This window comes from Chryseobacterium capnotolerans (assembly GCF_021278965.1).
GTDB lineage: Bacteria > Bacteroidota > Bacteroidia > Flavobacteriales > Weeksellaceae > Chryseobacterium > Chryseobacterium capnotolerans.
This window is the reverse complement of the sequence record NZ_CP065589.1, coordinates 1,429,982-1,445,997: the sequence shown is the minus strand read 5'-3', so window position 1 is coordinate 1,445,997 and position 16,016 is coordinate 1,429,982. Positions and strand designations below refer to the sequence as shown.

16 protein-coding genes and 1 pseudogene are annotated in these 16,016 nt (G+C 34.6%); 4 read left to right on the top strand and 13 right to left on the bottom strand.

All coding sequences use genetic code 11. The features are described 5' to 3' along the window. Positions 1-254: 254 nt before the first annotated feature. From H5J24_RS06705 to H5J24_RS06685, 5 genes are all read right to left on the bottom strand, one after another. Positions 255-662, bottom strand: a complete 408-nt coding sequence (locus tag H5J24_RS06705; protein ID WP_068943844.1) for a PaaI family thioesterase — start codon at positions 660-662, stop codon at positions 255-257. Further along, a complete protein-coding gene (locus H5J24_RS06700) occupies positions 655-1,626 on the bottom strand; it encodes a bifunctional helix-turn-helix transcriptional regulator/GNAT family N-acetyltransferase (protein WP_068943845.1) in 972 nt (323 codons plus the stop codon). The genes H5J24_RS06705 and H5J24_RS06700 overlap by 8 nt, the downstream gene beginning before the upstream one ends. Before the next feature lie 14 nt (positions 1,627-1,640). Next, positions 1,641-2,405, bottom strand: coding sequence for a 3-methyl-2-oxobutanoate hydroxymethyltransferase (gene panB, locus H5J24_RS06695; RefSeq protein WP_232816364.1), 765 nt, complete (start codon positions 2,403-2,405; stop codon positions 1,641-1,643). Between the two features lie 74 nt (positions 2,406-2,479). Further along, positions 2,480-2,983, bottom strand: coding sequence for a DinB family protein (locus tag H5J24_RS06690; protein WP_068943847.1), 504 nt, complete (start codon positions 2,981-2,983; stop codon positions 2,480-2,482). Positions 2,984-2,985: 2 nt separating this feature from the next. Then, positions 2,986-3,432, bottom strand: coding sequence for a PaaI family thioesterase (locus tag H5J24_RS06685; protein ID WP_082811241.1), 447 nt, complete (start codon positions 3,430-3,432; stop codon positions 2,986-2,988). Between the two features lie 614 nt (positions 3,433-4,046). On the opposite strand from H5J24_RS06685, the gene H5J24_RS06680 reads away from it, so the two are divergent. Continuing rightward, a complete protein-coding gene (locus tag H5J24_RS06680) occupies positions 4,047-4,784 on the top strand; it encodes a CPBP family glutamic-type intramembrane protease (RefSeq protein ID WP_068943848.1) in 738 nt (245 codons plus the stop codon). A gap of 526 nt (positions 4,785-5,310) precedes the next feature. Here the strand turns inward: H5J24_RS06680 and H5J24_RS06675 are convergent. Next, a complete protein-coding gene (locus tag H5J24_RS06675) occupies positions 5,311-8,586 on the bottom strand; it encodes an ABC transporter permease/M1 family aminopeptidase (protein ID WP_068943849.1) in 3,276 nt (1,091 codons plus the stop codon). Positions 8,587-8,598: 12 nt separating this feature from the next. Next, complete coding sequence (locus H5J24_RS06670) at positions 8,599-9,471, bottom strand: ABC transporter ATP-binding protein (RefSeq protein WP_068943850.1); 873 nt, start codon at positions 9,469-9,471, stop codon at positions 8,599-8,601. A gap of 287 nt (positions 9,472-9,758) precedes the next feature. On the opposite strand from H5J24_RS06670, the gene H5J24_RS06665 reads away from it, so the two are divergent. From H5J24_RS06665 to H5J24_RS06655, 3 genes and pseudogenes are all read left to right on the top strand, one after another. Then, on the top strand, positions 9,759-10,472 hold the full coding sequence (locus H5J24_RS06665) for a sensor histidine kinase (RefSeq protein WP_228407649.1): 714 nt from the start codon (positions 9,759-9,761) through the stop codon (positions 10,470-10,472). Beyond that, complete coding sequence (locus tag H5J24_RS06660) at positions 10,469-11,179, top strand: LytR/AlgR family response regulator transcription factor (RefSeq protein ID WP_068943852.1); 711 nt, start codon at positions 10,469-10,471, stop codon at positions 11,177-11,179. The genes H5J24_RS06665 and H5J24_RS06660 overlap by 4 nt, the downstream gene beginning before the upstream one ends. Before the next feature lie 149 nt (positions 11,180-11,328). Then, positions 11,329-11,493, top strand: a pseudogene (locus H5J24_RS06655) (DinB superfamily protein); the annotation flags it as partial. A 291-nt stretch (positions 11,494-11,784) separates the two neighbouring features. Here H5J24_RS06655 and H5J24_RS06650 read toward each other — a convergent pair. The 6 genes from H5J24_RS06650 to H5J24_RS06625 form a co-directional block, all read right to left on the bottom strand. Beyond that, positions 11,785-12,246, bottom strand: coding sequence for a cupin domain-containing protein (locus H5J24_RS06650; RefSeq protein ID WP_068943854.1), 462 nt, complete (start codon positions 12,244-12,246; stop codon positions 11,785-11,787). Positions 12,247-12,331: 85 nt separating this feature from the next. Then, positions 12,332-13,432, bottom strand: coding sequence for an alpha/beta hydrolase (locus tag H5J24_RS06645; RefSeq protein ID WP_068943855.1), 1,101 nt, complete (start codon positions 13,430-13,432; stop codon positions 12,332-12,334). A gap of 18 nt (positions 13,433-13,450) precedes the next feature. After that, complete coding sequence (locus tag H5J24_RS06640; RefSeq protein WP_068943856.1) at positions 13,451-14,191, bottom strand: carboxymuconolactone decarboxylase family protein; 741 nt, start codon at positions 14,189-14,191, stop codon at positions 13,451-13,453. Positions 14,192-14,222: 31 nt separating this feature from the next. Next, positions 14,223-14,477, bottom strand: coding sequence for a flavodoxin (locus H5J24_RS06635; RefSeq protein WP_232816146.1), 255 nt, complete (start codon positions 14,475-14,477; stop codon positions 14,223-14,225). Continuing rightward, positions 14,452-14,853, bottom strand: coding sequence for a flavodoxin family protein (locus H5J24_RS06630; RefSeq protein ID WP_232816145.1), 402 nt, complete (start codon positions 14,851-14,853; stop codon positions 14,452-14,454). The genes H5J24_RS06635 and H5J24_RS06630 overlap by 26 nt, the downstream gene beginning before the upstream one ends. Positions 14,854-14,931: 78 nt before the next feature. After that, entirely contained in the window at positions 14,932-15,987 is a 1,056-nt protein-coding gene (locus tag H5J24_RS06625) for an alpha/beta hydrolase (RefSeq protein ID WP_068945144.1), read from the bottom strand. Positions 15,988-16,016: the final 29 nt, after the last annotated feature.

Here is a 16,016-nt window from a genome sequence, read left to right as displayed (position 1 = left end):
ATGGTGTTTGTAATTCTTGTTTAATTTTGCTCAACCGAACCCAATCATCTATAAAAGTGTTTGAAGATACGCTCGTCATGGTCACAAACAGCCCAATGGCGCCAACCAGAAACAGTTGGCGCCTTTTATTTTACTTACTTCCGCACCTCTTCATAATACGAATTCTAATAAACCAAACACATAAAGAAACTATTACTATCGAAAAAACATTAATTTCCAAATCACTTTTCGATAGCTTACAAATATTTAAAGGATTAATCCATTTTTTTAATTCTTATCATAGTAGCTGTCATTTTCGAAATTAATTTCATTTCACTGCTGTCATATACATATCCTTCACATACGGTTAAGGTTTTTCCATGTTGCAGAACCTTTCCAATAGCAACAAGTTTATCCGTATTGGCAGGTTTCATGAAATTAACTTTGAACTCAACCGTTAAAACTTCTGAATTATCTTCCATCATAGTTAATGCAGCGTAACCGCAAGCGCTATCTACAATGCTTGTAGCTACTCCCGCATGAAAAAAACCATGTTGCTGTGTCAGCCCCTCAAAAAAATGACAGCTTATTTTAACAGCACCCTTTTCAACTGAAATCAATTGTGCATTAAAAGTTTTCATTAAGCCCTGCTTATCAAAGCTTTCTTTAATTCTATTATACATTTGGTATGGTATTTAGGTTAAGTTCCATCTGAATATTACAACGTTCATATGGTGTAGACTTCCCTGTGATTTTCTCAAACCCCATCTTATAATAAAGATTTATTGCTGGCTTTAAAACAGTATTGCTCTCAAGGTAAATTCTTTTTGCACCAAGTTCCTTTGCAGCTGTGATCACTTTTTGACCCAAAAGCCAACCAATACTTTTCCCCTGAGCTTTTGGAGAAACAGCCATTTTAGCCATTTCAAAATCATATACTCCGTCGTCCATTTTAATAAGCGCGCATACTCCTAACGGTTCATCATGATACAATGCTACAAAAATTCGTCCCCCTTTATCAATAATATATTCTTTCGGATTATCCAAAGCTTTGTAATCCGCTTCTTCCATTTTAAAATATGAAGAAATCCACTCTTCATTTAGTGCCTTAAACACTGAATGATATTTAGGTAAATATTCAACAATTTTAACCTCCAAACTCTCTCTCATTTTTTTTTGTTCCTGCACTCTTTTGAAAAGTGATTTTTGTTCCAGTAAGAATTCCCATTCAGCAATCGCTTCCCACAAATTGTGATTGGCCTCGGAAATAATTCCGTCAATTGCTTTTTCAATATCATTACATTGAATAGTAACCATCGTCTCAGCAACTTTTTTACCTTTGGCCGTAAGATTTATTATATTTCTACGTTTATCAGATGATTTTAAATTACTATCTATCAACCCATTAGAACACATCTCTTTTACAATCTTTGTAACAGAAGGTTGTGAGTGCCCTATTTTTTCAGCTATTTCCGTTATCGTTTTTTCACCTTCATCAAATAAAATGAAAAGTACCGGAAACCATTTTGGAAAAAAATCAACATTGTACAACTCATAAATTTTGGAAGCATCGTCGGTAACTTGAGAAGTAAGTAATCTTAATCTACTTCCCAATGCCATTTTTCCCGTTCTATTAAAATAATCCATATGTTCTTCGTTTTTTAGTAAGATTCCTGTTCATTGGGAAAATTTTTGTTTTTAACATCATTAATAAAGTTTTTTGTCGCTTCCGTCATTACACTATGTAAATCTGCATAACGACGTAAAAACTTCGGAGAGAAATCTTTATTCATTCCCATTACATCCTGTATAACCAATACTTGTCCGTCAGTTCCTGAACCAGCCCCTATTCCAATTGTTGGAATTGAAACTTTATTTGATATTTCTTCGCCTAATGTCGCCGGAATTTTTTCAAGTAGTAAGCCGAAAGCTCCTAGTTGCTCCATTAGAAGACAATCTTCAAGAAGTTTATCCGCTTCTTCTTTATCTTTTCCTCGTACTCCGTAAGTTCCATATTTATTGATAGATTGAGGCATCAACCCTAGATGAACCATTACCGGAATTCCTGCATCAATAATTTTCTTAATGTCCTCTTTAATTTCAGAACCGCCTTCAATTTTAATAGCATCTGCTCCACTCTCTCTCATCATTCGAATTGCAGCTTGTAAGGATTTTAGAGGATCTCCTGATACTGTTCCAAATGGCATATCTACGATGATTAATGCCCTTTTTGCACCATTGACAACCGAGGTTGCATAGTTGATCATTTGATCTAGTGAAATGGGAAGCGTGGTCTCATTTCCTATCATTGTGTTGGACGCAGAATCTCCAACAATAATCGCATCAATTTCTGCTTCATCAATTATTTTTGCCATCGTATAATCATACGCAGTCAAAACACTTATCTTTTCTCCATTCTGCTTCATCTTTTTCAATTGAAGCGTTGTTATTTTTTTTTAACTTGTTTATGAACTGACATTTTTTTCTTTTAATAAATAATCTATAGTGTAATACTTATTTCCTGCACCTTCTCTGCTGAAAAACCATAGAGCGGCGGCGTTTCAACACCAAGCAAATTGAGATAGATATACAATTCTCCTCTATGATGAATTTCGTGTTCTACCATAGCTCGTAACCACTTCCATATTGTAATCTGAACGTTGGCAGGTGTTAAACACTTTTTGTTTAGATCCTCATTTGAAAACTGACTAATGATCTCGATCGTCTGGTGGTGTAACTCATTAAAATATTTAATAATAGTATCATAGCCATCTGCCAGGTCTTTTCCACAGCCAGGATAGGCACTCTTTCTTCCAGAAATGGTCTCTCCATACATATACCTTTCGATAGTCGCAATATGTCTGATCTGATCCGCAACCGTATATTTACCAGATTTATAAGTGAATTCAAGATGTTCCGGTTGAACTACACTTAGAAGGCGATTAGTTCTTTCTCTCACTTTCTCATAGTAATCAAGGAATCCTTTTACTGAAGTTATTTCCATATTTATTTCTGTTTGATTTTCATTAAGGTTACTAATGATGTCGCCACATGAGATTTTTCACCATTATTGATTACATAACATTCACATTTGCAAATCACCAATGTTTTACCACTTTTTATGACTTCACCAATAGTATGCAGAATTTCTCCATATGCAGGATTTAAGTAGTTAACCTTTAATTCTACTGTTACAAAATAAGCATCTGACTCGTATAAGGTTGTTGCAGAAAAATAGGCAGCGGTATCAACTGCTGCTGCCACAACACCACCGTAAAAAAAACCTGCGCCTCTTATGAGTGCCTCTTGTCTAGGAATTTCCACTTCAACATACCCTTCAGCAATTTTACCTGCAGTGGCATTGTACATTTTCATCAGATTTTGTTTACGAATTCCATTGCTAATGAATTGTATTTTTTCGCTATTGAGTTCTTTTTTATCAGTCATTTTCATTATTCGTATAATTGATTACATAACCAGTTATGCAAATATATAATTTTCTAAATACTATTTAACCGTTTCAAGAAAATTTATTGATTCCGAAATAAATTTGAATCGCTTACATTATATGAAAGAATAATGGTTAAAAGCAACAAAATCCATTTATTATCAACTCTATAGTGAATTTATTTAAAATTTTATATTTAGTATTTCAAAATCACTCTTTAACTAAATTCAAATGATTCCTAGAAAGCAAAAATCATATTAATATTATTTGCTGAGGCTACATTAAAGCTAAAATTTACATAATAAAAAATACGATTTAATTTTACTTTAATCTGACTTAACCTTACTAAATCATCTATAAAAGTGTTTGAAGATACGCTAGTCTTGGTCACTTAAGGAGACAACTATTTGATAGTTGCCTCTCTTTTTATGCACACAAGAGCCACTATATCAAACTTTTATGGATCTTCAACCTACTCTATCCTATAATAGAATCAATTATTCAATTTCACAAAATAAAAATAATCAACTTCGCATGGTTATTTAATCATTTGTAACAAATGCTTCAAATAAACAACATATAAATAACAATTTCACAAAACTAATATCCAAAGATCATCATGTTATTATCTACATTGAATTTCATCAAGCAATCTGTTCAAGATTTTATTTTATTTATTCTTTCTCCAAAAGGATATACCACTGAAACAATTCAAGCACAACAAAAGATTCTTGCTTCCATTGTTCTTTTGGTTTTGAAATTCTGCTTTTCTATACTTATAGCAGGGCTCATAGGTCTTTTCTATGAACCTAAAAACCTCACTGATCAATCATTATCTGAGCGCTTTACTCCTTTTTTATATTTAATCATTGGAGGACTGGTCTTACCTTGTCTCGAAGAAATATTATTTCGTCTATCTTTGAAATTTAAACCCATTTATCTGATCTCCACATGCATTTGTGTCGGTTATTATGTGTCTACAAAATTTATTTTTGATAGTCGCCTTTCTTCTTTTGATGACACTTTTATGTATAGAATATGTATTGGCTTATGTACTGGTATTCTCGCTTTCATCTTATTGAGTAATAAACAATTTTCAGCATATTTACGTAAAGTCTGGATTCAGAAATTCACCTTCATTTACTATATATCTGCTATTGTTTTTGCGTGGCTTCATATCTTTAATTTCGAGTTAAACTTAGTTAATATATTACTCCTTCCTTTTCTTACTTTACCACAGCTCTTTAGCGGATTAATCATGGGCTATATGCGTATAAATTTTGGGTTCCAGTATCCTTTATTCTTTCACATGGCCACTAATTCTCTATTAGTAGGATTGGATATTCTTGTAAAATAGAGTTTCCCCAAGGAAACATGTGTATATTCATTATCCTCTTTTAATATTATATCACCATGAATACTATTATAAAACGATTTTCACAACATCCGAAACAACTTCTGATTGCAGATGCACCAGGGGCATTCATAACATTTTTATTGCTATTATTGATTCGTCAATTTTTAGTATTCAATTCGGGGTGTCAAAAATCACTATTAATTGTTTATCTCTAACTGCTTTATTGATTTTTCTCTATTCTTCAGTCTTTTATCTGACGTTAAAAACAGTTCATTGGAGAATCCTATTATCCATTGCCATCGTTAAAGACCTTTATTGTCTTCTTACTTTAGCCCTGATGATATACCAACATTCGGAATTAAAGCTTTTAGGAATCCTTTATTTTTCAATAGAAATTGCTGTAATTATATTTCTTATTGTTATTGAATATAAAATTAAGCAAAAAAGAAATGGGCAATAAGTAAAAATGTATTTATCCTATATAACACTTTAATTTTTAAATATTCCGACAGCCTGGAAGACTGTTTTATTTAGGATTATTTACCCGTTCAAATAAATCCGTTATTTTATATTGCAAAGAATCCGGAGTTACTTCTCGAAAATATGGTATTAAGTCTAAAGTTGTCGAATATCGGTCCTGCTTTCTGGGATTATTAAAAGAATGCCATTCTTGGAAATAATTATGTAAAGCCCTATTGATATTTTCCTCTCCAATATGTTTCTGTAGTTCGTACATATTAAGTGCTCCTTTGTTATAATAAATATGGCTTTCATTTTCAACCAAAGCTAATGGCAGCTCATTTTTTTTAGATTTTAATAGGCCTTCACGATAAGCATCTCTTTGGAGTTTCAGAAATTGCTGAACTTTTTTATCCGGGTATTTTTTCTTAAAAACCATCATGGCAGAATATTGAGCCAGCGTTTCCAAAATCATCTTTTGTCCTTGTACATTAGCTGCCTCTAGTTGCAATCCCCACCATTGGTGTGCCACTTCATGTGCAGTAATATAAAATGCCATGTCAACATCTTTTTCATCCTTAATATTCATCATAAAGCCAATAGCCTCAGAAAAAGGGATAATCCCCGGAAAAGACTGGGCAAATGTGCGATACCTTGGAAACTCCACAATACGAAGCTGTTTGTATGGATATGGGCTGAAATGGGTGCTGTAATAATCCAAAGACATTTTCATGGATTCCATCATTCGATGGAGATTGTATTCGTGTCCTTTATGATAATAAATTTCTAAATCAACAAACCCGTTTGGAGCATTGCCAAACAGAGCATAAGTATTCTTCATCATTTCATAATTGGCTGAAACAACAGGATAAAAATTGATAATTGGCTGATTGGTTTTATAATGGAAATAGTTGCGACCATGCTTGCTCCATTTAGCTACCAAATCACCTGAAGTCAGTGCAGTTTGTGGAGCTTCCGTACTTAGTATTATTTCAAGAGTAGCTCCATCCGAGTCACTTCCGTTTCTTGCATTCGTTAATTCTTTTACATCATCACGCTTGTTTTTTTGTAGTCGTGGAATCAGTCCAAGTTCTTTTCGACCATCCTCATCCTGCAGTTCATATTTGTTCCGATAACCAAAACCAGGTAACACTGCATTGTCAAAGAAAGTTCCATTATAGATCACTTCGAAATCGGAATTTTTATTTTCAAAGCCTTTAGGTTTCAAGGTTTGTTTGAAGTTCATTTTTAGAGTATCACCCGGTGCTAACGATCGGCTCAGTTCGTAAATAGTATACTGATATTTTTTATAGGTATTATTTGTTGTTACTTTACGATCAAAGGTCACATCCGTCAATTCCACATTTGATGCAATTAATTTTTGTACATGAATCTCCTGAATAGGTATTGGTGAGGTATTGGTAACGAGATAATAACCCGCAATTTCATAGGCCCTTTGCGAAGGGAACAGATCAATTTTCAGATTAATATCTATAATTTTCGGCTGTGGAATATATTCAAACTGCTTCAGTGACTTTTCGTAGCCAGCTCTAAAGTTATTCTGTTCATTCTTTGTCCAGAATTCATTTAATACATTCGTGTTGTAGAAAATATACCCTCCTGTTCCAACGAAAAAAACTAAGCATATTATACCAAATGTTGCTAAAGGTTTTCCAATTTGGGTTACCCCGTTTACCCATCGTTTTCTAAGTCCCATCTTAACTCCCTTTACCATCAAGATACTGGCAAAAATCAGGAACATCATCCCAAACAACACCCAATAGATTTTTGCCCAGAGATACCCCGCTAGAAAGTGTCCATAACCATTCATATCTGAATAAGCTTCCAACGAATTTCCACTAAAATTGACTAATACATGTTCCAAACCAAATATACCAATAGCTACGTTTATAATAGCGAATACAATAGTGGTAAGCATCCCCACAAATTTGTTTCCGGTGAGCGCCTGAAAAAATAATGCTGCGGATGTGTACAATACCAGAAATGGAAATATTTCTAAAAAAAACCCAAAAAAATAAACGTCTAATTCATAGCGATAGTAACCGTTGAATGTTTGAAACAGGATACCAGCAATAATAAGTGAAATCATGAAAATGGCATAGATAAGCAGTAATCCCAAAAATCTGCTGCTTACATTTACAAAGCCGGAGAAAGGTGTGGCATTGAAGATTTGATCAAGTTTTACATCTCTTTCTTTCCACATCATTTCGCCGGAGTAAAAAACTAAAATAATCATGAAGAAGTAAATGGACATCTCCCTCAGCTCTTCAACAATAAGGTATGTGACTGGATAGCTATCAACCCCATGAGAGGTTCCTAAACTCACTGAATTGACAATAATAATAAGGAAGCAACATATAATAATCGCCCAGAAGGAAATGAGTTTCAAAATAGATAAGCTATGAAACCATGAATTGAGAAATAATTGTTGGAACTTCGCCCTGATATGATAAACAGGTGTAACTGAAGGCATAACAGCAGGGGAAGCAGCCGGCTGCATTTTAACTTTTTGTTTCTTTTTTTTATTGAAGGTCTTTTCATTTATGACTATCAACTTAAATCTAATGTAACCAACCGCTAATATCAAAATACCTGATCCTATCCATAAAAGCCTGTTGAATAACATAATTCCTGACATAGGAACCAATAATGAATTCCTTTCAGTTACCGTCCATTCCTTACTTACTTTAGTTAATGTCGTAAGAGAAAATGGATCAAGTAACGCCTGAAGTGTTTCATTGGTAATACCTTTAGTAATCATAAATAAAACAAAAATGACCACTCCCTGGGTATATACAACCATCAGGTTTTTGCTGAGAGCACCGGTCACAAAAAACATGGAAGCACCAAAAAATACATTGGGTAAGACTACCCAAAGAAAAGACTGCAGATAATTGATGAATTGAAAAGGTAGAAATTCATCCGGGTCATTCCAAGGAAGAAATTCTCCGATAACCATTCCCCAGAACACTCCACTGAAAATAAAGAGTAATACAGTAAAAGATCCTAAAAACCGTCCCAATAAGTAACTTTTTTTGGAAACAGGATTAACATAAATAAATGAAGTAATATCGTATTGAAAGTCCCGCAGTACAGGAACTCCCATAATCATAGATACAAAAACCATAGACAATCCCGCAATAGCACCCATTGTTTTAGCAATCACAAGTGGAGAATTCTTCTTCATTAATCCTAAATCTATTCCCTGAAATATAAATTCAACGCCTACTGCTGAAAACAAAAGTAGAAGCAGAAAGAATACATATGTTTCAGGTCGTTTCAGTCTGTATTTAAATTCGAATATAAAAAACTCGTATAGCATAATGTATTGAGATTAAGAATTAAAAATTTGAGACATATAAACATCTTCAAGATTGGCATCAATAGGCCTGAAAGAAGAGCCGGGATGACCATCACTCATCACATGAACAAGTTGCTTTCCCAAATACAAGCGTTCGCTAATGACATGATATTCTTTTTTGTATTGCTCCAATTGATTTTTGTGTATAGTTGCCTCATACAATCTCCCTTTAAGACTGTCTATAATCTGAATAGGGTTTCCCTTAATCATCACTTCACCTTTATTAATGATTGCCATACTAGTGCATAATTCTTTTACATCCTCCACAATATGGGTGGAGAGAATCACGATAGTCTCCTCTCCTATTTCGCTAAGAAGGTTATAAAAACGGTTCCGCTCTACAGGATCTAAACCTGCTGTGGGTTCATCTACAATTAATAGCTTAGGATTATTCAGCAATGCTTGTGCAATACCAAAACGCTGCTTCATTCCTCCTGAGAACCCACCAAGCTTCTGGGCCCGTACCTCATATAGATTTACTTTATAAAGCAGTGCACATACAATTTCCTTACGTTCTTTTGGGTTCATTATTCCCTTCAACACAGCCAAATGATTCAATAACATCTCAGCGGATATTGCCGGATATACCCCAAACTGCTGTGGCAGATAACCTAACACTTTTCGAAGTTCATTCGGATGTGTTTTAATATTGAGGTCTCCCAGGTGAATCTCTCCCTGATCAGCTTCCTGTAATGTTGCTATTGTACGCATAAGTGTTGATTTACCTGCTCCATTGGGCCCAAGGAGGCCAAACATACCTTTGGGGATCTGCAATGAAATATTTTGAAGTGCTTTAACTCCGTTCTGGTATGTTTTAGAAAGATTTGAAATGATAAGGTTGTTCATGATTACTATTCTTTTGATCCAAAAGTATGGTAGGGTAAAGGATTAAAAAAAGATCTGGGATAGATAACTTCTGAACAGGTCCGGATGATCTGTATAGGGTTACGAAAGCACTTGGCACCTATAAAATATACATTCGTCACTTCCAAAGACATGTCTATAACAACAATGATATGTCGCTTGATATTTTTTGGTAGTTTTGTGGTATGACCTTTTTTAAAAAACTATTCAATAACCGATTAACTCAACGACTGATACCCTACTTTTTCGCTGTGACAACCATTTTAATTATGGTTTTCAACGATGTTTTCGGAGATGAGGATGGATTTGTTGTTTTCAGTCTGTTATTTTTTACTTTTATGGCACTCTGGGTATTACGCTGGATTATTGTTCAGATCAAACTCATTCTTAGACTTAAAAAAGAAAAAAAGCAGGCAGAATTAATGCATCTGAAAAGCCAGGTTAATCCTCACTTTTTTTTCAATACATTAAATAATTTATATGGTCTGGTAGAGCAAGATACCGCCAAAGCCCAACAGATGATCCTTACCTTATCCGATATGATGCGTTACAGTATCTATGAAGGACAAAATGACTGGGTAACATTAACCGAAGAAATCACCTATCTGGAAAACTATATGAATTTACATCGGACGAGGTATCATAAGGCCATTGATATTCGCTTTGATATAGATGTGGAAGACAGGAATATTAAAATAATGCCGTTACTATTCATCATTATGGTAGAAAATGCTTTTAAGCACGGTGTGGAAAAGCTGAGAAAAGATGCATTTGTTCATATTCAACTAAAGGCTAACAAGCAGCATATTGACTTTGAAATTGAAAATAATTTTGATCCGGAGGAAATAGATGATCAAACAGGTATTGGACTGCAAAATCTCAAGCAACGGTTAGAATTAGTCTATTTGAAAAAATATAAATTGAGAATATCCCCCAATTATACAGACAGGATCTATGGGATCCAGTTAAAACTTAACTTATGAGTATTAAATATATAATAGTAGATGATGAATACGTAGCCCATGACATCATCAGTAAGTATTGTTCATTATTACCCAATATGCAGCTAATGCAGAACTGTTACGATGCAATTGAAGCCATTGAATACCTTAATGATCATACTGTTGATTTGATCTTTCTCGATCTTAATATGCCTAAAATAAAGGGATTCGAGTTTCTGAAAACCCTTCCCAATCAGCCCAAAGTCATAGTAACAACTGCTTATAAAGAATACGCATTAGAAGGCTATGAGCTGAATATTGTAGATTACCTGCTTAAACCCTTTTCATTCGATCGTTTTTTAAAAGCCATCAATAAAGCATTTATAAATACATCTAAAATCCCTACCACAGCACCACAGGAAAAACATAATGAAAAACCAGAGAAAGTTTTCCTACGGACAAACAACAAACATATACAAGTAGATATTGATGATATTTTGTTTGCAGAAGCTTCTGGAAACTATATTAGGATTGTGCTTAAAGAAGATATTCTCTCCATACGTGGAAATTTATTAGCTCTCAATGAATTGATCCCAACAGACAATTTTATTCAGGTACACAGATCTTTTATGGTGGTTCAAAAGTATATCAAAAGCATAGAAGGAAATCAGATACTGATAGACAAGTATACCATACCCATTGGGAAATCATTTAAGAGTCAAATAGATACCATCTTAAAACAGGATTAAAATTGAAAATCTATAAAGGAATATTTTATCATAATTTCAATATTAAAACAGCTAATTTTATATAGCCGATGGACCTATCAGTTATGAATTGAATTCTCATTGAAGGCATCCCGAGAAAAATAATTTTCAATAAAAACATCTAAAAAAACATGATAATAGAAAGCCTAAGGTCTCTTTTCACCCGTGATTTGAACAGATTACAATCTGAAATAGAAGCTTATCAATATGAAGCCAATATGTGGAAAACAGAGAAAAATATCAGCAATTCCGCAGGCAACCTCTGTCTGCATTTGATTGGAAATCTCAACCAGTATTATTGAGTCACAGTATCAATAGTAAAGGCTATGAATTCAATTCTTTTATGTCAGCAGATGAGCAGATGCTTATCTATAAAAATACAATGCAAAAGGCCTTTATCTATCAAAAAAGACAATCACGGTGAATGGCAGCCTTCACATTATATCATGGATTTTAAATCACCAAAAGCCCAATGGCGCCACTTAAAGACAAGTGGCGCCGTTGTTTTATCCCATTGGATAGTACATTATTTCTAAATATATAAGAGATAAAAATTTCTTAAAATTTAATAATCTTCTTCACCTTCATTATTTATAATACTCTTCATCTGTCACTGGTTGTAGCCATATTACCGAACCTTTCTTATTATCAGTGACTGCAATCTGAACGAAATGCGAATCCTTACTTGCACCGTGCCAATGCTCAACATTTGCAGGGCATTTGATAACATCTCCTTTATGTAAAATCTTTTTCGGCTGTCCTTTTTCCTGATAATATCCTACCCCATCAGTTACAAGAATAATTTGTCCACCGGGATGAAGATGCCATTTAGTTCTCGCTCCGGGTTCAAAAGTTACATTACCCACACCCGTATTAAGTGTCTGTTCGTCCTGTCCCAGCATTTGCAGCCAAACGTTGCCTGTAAAATTGTTATTGGTTACTTTTTCCCCCTTAGGAAAAATATTAGTCCTTGTTCTTTCCAATGTGGATTTACTACAACAGCTTGATACAATTAATATTGATAAAAGTAATGTAACTATTTGTTTCATATTTAAATATTTAATCTTAATTCTTTAATAAAAGAAGGCTTGTTATAATTTGCCTTGACACACTTAATATTAAAACTTTCAGCTTTTATAGATTTTTTCCGAAAAATTCAGTCAGTTTTTTCACTGCTTTTTCTACATATTCAGGTCTCCAATACGTTTGGATATGTGTCGCACCATTGATAATGAATAATTCTTTTTCCTTTGCATTTATGGCTTTTGGAAACGCTTCCTCTGTCATATATTTCGTATCTGCTTTGCTACCTGCCATCATTAATAGAGGCTGATTGATCAGATCCATATCTTCGGCGGCATCCCAGGTCATTAAATCCAATAAATTACTGGTCGGATATAAAAATGTTGAATTGGGATGTGCATTGGTTCTGTAATAATAAATGTATCCTTCGCGATAAAGGTCAGTCGTAATTTTTTCAATTTCTTCATCGGTAATGCTCGCCACACCGGAATAAAGAATTTCACCACCCGCAGCTTCCTGTGCTCTTGCATCAGAAGCTTGTTTTAAACGTTCCTGAATCGTATTTAATCCCACATTCTGAAATCCGTTTTTTCGTACTTCACCAGAGTTAAACATACTTAAAGCAGCAACCGCTTTAAATCTTTTATCAGATTGAGTGGCCTTCAAGGTATATCCTCCACCACCGCAGATACCGAATGCACCGATTCGATTGGTATCAACTCCGGGATATTGGGAAATAAAATCTGCCATTCCGTGAATATCTTCTGTTCTGTAAACAGGTTTATCGGTGTGACGAGGTTCTCCCCCACTTGCTCCCTGATAAGATGCATCCGCAGCAATTGTGATATAACCAGCTTCCGCCAAACGCTGTGCATAAAGACCTGCTGTCTGTTCCTTAACACCTCCATTTGGATGTGCAACAGTGATTGCTGCATATTTTTTTGAAGGATCATAATTGGCAGGGGTGTAAACATTGGCTGCAATATCAATTCCATTCAATTTATATTTTACCGGATGGATATTCACTTTTCCTGATACATTTTCTGTGATCGCATCATCATAAACCAGTCCGAATGGATTATTATGTTGGATTACTTCAATTTTTTCCATTTTTGGTTTTTTGGTTTGAGTATTATTTTTTGTTTGTGCATTAATATTAAAGCTTGCTGCTAAAACAATTAATGCAGTCATTGACATTATTATCTTTTTCATATTTCAATATTTGCCCATTTATTTAGGTCTATTTTTTAAAACCTGATCCAAAACTATTTTGGCTGCATTTGATTTTTCTTTATTAATAGTAGGGCTGATAACAGTAACAAATTCATTCAACTGCTGTGGTGACCATCCGACGTTTAATGAGATGCCTAAATGAGATTGCAACATTGGTTCAGCATCACCAATTGCACTGATTACAGAAATTGTCACCAATTCTCTTTGTGCATAAGTCAAAACATCCCTATCAAAAATATCCGCAAACAGATGTTCCTTTAGAAATGTATCTATTGTCGGTGCAAATGCTGAATAGCCTGAAAGTTTGTCAGGTTGCTTTGCTTGGGTAAGTTGACCAAGAATTTTCTTTCCACGTTCATACTTGTTGTTTTCACTATCAACAATAGAAGCTTCTTTTCCAACAACATCATTAATACCTTTTGCCTTTCTTTCATCAAGAACTTCCATAAAAGTCTGTAAACCTCTTATGCTTCTCGGAAAACCACAATAAGCATAAGTATGTACCAAAATTTCTTTTATTTCATTAATAGTCAGACCGGAATCAAGACCGGAATTTAAGCTCCCTTTTAATTCCTTTAATTTACCTTGTGCTGTAAATGAGGAAATGGCAATGGTACTTTTATCTTTTTCACTTAAATGATTGCTCTGTGTTGTCAATTGTTGTGCTTTCATATTGGTTGTAAAAAGTGAAACACTTATTATTTGGACGATTAGAATAAAATACTTCAATTGTTTCATTATTTTACTTTTAAAGATTAATTCAACTGCTTTATTTAGACATTCCGATTCTTGTAAACCATTCTTTCACTTTCTTTTCTGCTTCAATTTTCTTCTTTCCTTCCATTACGAACAGAATACCATCCCGTTCAACTCCTCCTTTTATGGTAAAGCCTTCTAATATTCTGCTGTCAGGACTTAGCTTTTTCACGGTGTCAAAACTGTTTCCAATACCGTAGCCAGCATTGGTATTAAAAGGGACAATTGTTTTTCCTTTAAAATTATTTTGGCTTAAAAAACTTTTCATGGGGGGGAGGCAACTGCATTCCCCAAGTTGGAAATCCCAAGAAGATCACGTCATATTTGTCAATATTGTCAATATTTGTTTTAAGTGGAGGTAAAAAATTGGTTTCATTTTCTTTCGCCACCTGATCTACAATTGCTTTGTAATCTTCGGGATAAGGATTCTGCAATTCCAGCTCAACTAAGGTTCCACCGATATTTTGATGAATGATGCCGGCAATTGTTTTTGTATTTTTTGTTCGTGATACATAGACAATCAGTATATTTTTGTCTTTTGGCATTTCCTTTTCTTCAGACATTGATATCTGAGCTCTTGAGCAAGATGATAATAGTAGAAGTACTGCACAAAACCATACACTATAATTTTTCAACTTTTTCATATATCAATTATTATTTAACAAAGTTCAGAAAATAGCAGTTTAAAATCGGTAGACAGATTACGGATAATGCAACCAATATTACTTATCCAACCCTTTCTCTTTCAACCATTTTGATAATAATCCTGCAACTTCTACATTATTCAGATCAGACATTAGAAAATGGGTATTTCCTTTGATGCCCACTTCAGGAAGATGTACAATAGTAACATCACCACCGTGACTATTGACAACTTTTGCCCATTGCCTTGCAGTTGCTAAAACATTTCTCCAAAAATTTAGTGATGCTGCATTAGTTTCTTCAGTGGGAATATAGTCCCCGTAGTAAACTACAATTGGGATTTTGGTCAGTTTCATAAATTCGTTCATCGGAACACCCTTTCCTCCTCTGTTCCCTTCAGGCTCTTCTCCTTCCGGAAAGGTGAATCCTCCGGGTTCATAGGCAACGACAGCTTTAATTTTTTCATTTTTAATGGCTGTTTTCCATCCGGGTGAGCCTCCTGCCGAATGTGTGAAAAGAATCCCGTTTCCGGATTTATCCATAACCGAAGACATTGCATTAACAATCGTTGCTTCATCTACATTTCCTGTATTAGGTGTCATCATACGGAAAAATTGATCCATAGAAATGCTGTCTTTTGGAAACTGAACGCCTTCATTGAATTTGGGGTAAAGACCAATTCGAAATTGGGTAAACCAAGTCTGGTCATCTGGCGTACCGCTAGTTTGTCCGGGTTTTGTAGTCTGCCCGGCCTCTCCACGACCTGGCTGATCGACAAGATAAACACTATAACCGTTTCTTAAAAATAGATTGGCAAAACCTTCTCTTCCATCCGCTGTGGTCTGCCAGCTTCGTCTAGACTGTCCATAACCGTGCAGGAAAACCATCGAAAGTTTTTTAGGTTTTACAGGAATTTGGTAAAAAACATCCGCGTGATCTCCGTGCCTTGTTTGTCCTCCTTGAGGCACATTCCATGGTTTTAATGGATCAAAAACGCCTTCACTTTTGATCACCGAACCTCCGGCTGAGAAATTGCCTTGTGATGCAATAGTAATGGGTTTTTGTGTCACCTTATTTTGCGCCTTAACAAAAAAATTGGAGACTAAAATTAAGATGATTAAGCTTAAATATTTCATTGTTTTATTTGTCATTGCTCATTCTTTTA

Coding starts and splice junctions, on each gene's coding strand:
- H5J24_RS06705 (WP_068943844.1), bottom strand. CDS start 662: ATGTATAATAGAATTAAAGAAAGCTTTGATAAGCAGGGCTTAATGAAA.
- H5J24_RS06700 (WP_068943845.1), bottom strand. CDS start 1,626: ATGGATTATTTTAATAGAACGGGAAAAATGGCATTGGGAAGTAGATTA.
- panB (WP_232816364.1), bottom strand. CDS start 2,405: ATGAAGCAGAATGGAGAAAAGATAAGTGTTTTGACTGCGTATGATTAT.
- H5J24_RS06690 (WP_068943847.1), bottom strand. CDS start 2,983: ATGGAAATAACTTCAGTAAAAGGATTCCTTGATTACTATGAGAAAGTG.
- H5J24_RS06685 (WP_082811241.1), bottom strand. CDS start 3,432: ATGAAAATGACTGATAAAAAAGAACTCAATAGCGAAAAAATACAATTC.
- H5J24_RS06680 (WP_068943848.1), top strand. CDS start 4,047: ATGTTATTATCTACATTGAATTTCATCAAGCAATCTGTTCAAGATTTT.
- H5J24_RS06675 (WP_068943849.1), bottom strand. CDS start 8,586: ATGCTATACGAGTTTTTTATATTCGAATTTAAATACAGACTGAAACGA.
- H5J24_RS06670 (WP_068943850.1), bottom strand. CDS start 9,471: ATGAACAACCTTATCATTTCAAATCTTTCTAAAACATACCAGAACGGA.
- H5J24_RS06665 (WP_228407649.1), top strand. CDS start 9,759: ATGGTTTTCAACGATGTTTTCGGAGATGAGGATGGATTTGTTGTTTTC.
- H5J24_RS06660 (WP_068943852.1), top strand. CDS start 10,469: ATGAGTATTAAATATATAATAGTAGATGATGAATACGTAGCCCATGAC.
- H5J24_RS06650 (WP_068943854.1), bottom strand. CDS start 12,246: ATGAAACAAATAGTTACATTACTTTTATCAATATTAATTGTATCAAGC.
- H5J24_RS06645 (WP_068943855.1), bottom strand. CDS start 13,432: ATGAAAAAGATAATAATGTCAATGACTGCATTAATTGTTTTAGCAGCA.
- H5J24_RS06640 (WP_068943856.1), bottom strand. CDS start 14,191: ATGAAACAATTGAAGTATTTTATTCTAATCGTCCAAATAATAAGTGTT.
- H5J24_RS06635 (WP_232816146.1), bottom strand. CDS start 14,477: ATGAAAAGTTTTTTAAGCCAAAATAATTTTAAAGGAAAAACAATTGTC.
- H5J24_RS06630 (WP_232816145.1), bottom strand. CDS start 14,853: ATGAAAAAGTTGAAAAATTATAGTGTATGGTTTTGTGCAGTACTTCTA.
- H5J24_RS06625 (WP_068945144.1), bottom strand. CDS start 15,987: ATGAAATATTTAAGCTTAATCATCTTAATTTTAGTCTCCAATTTTTTT.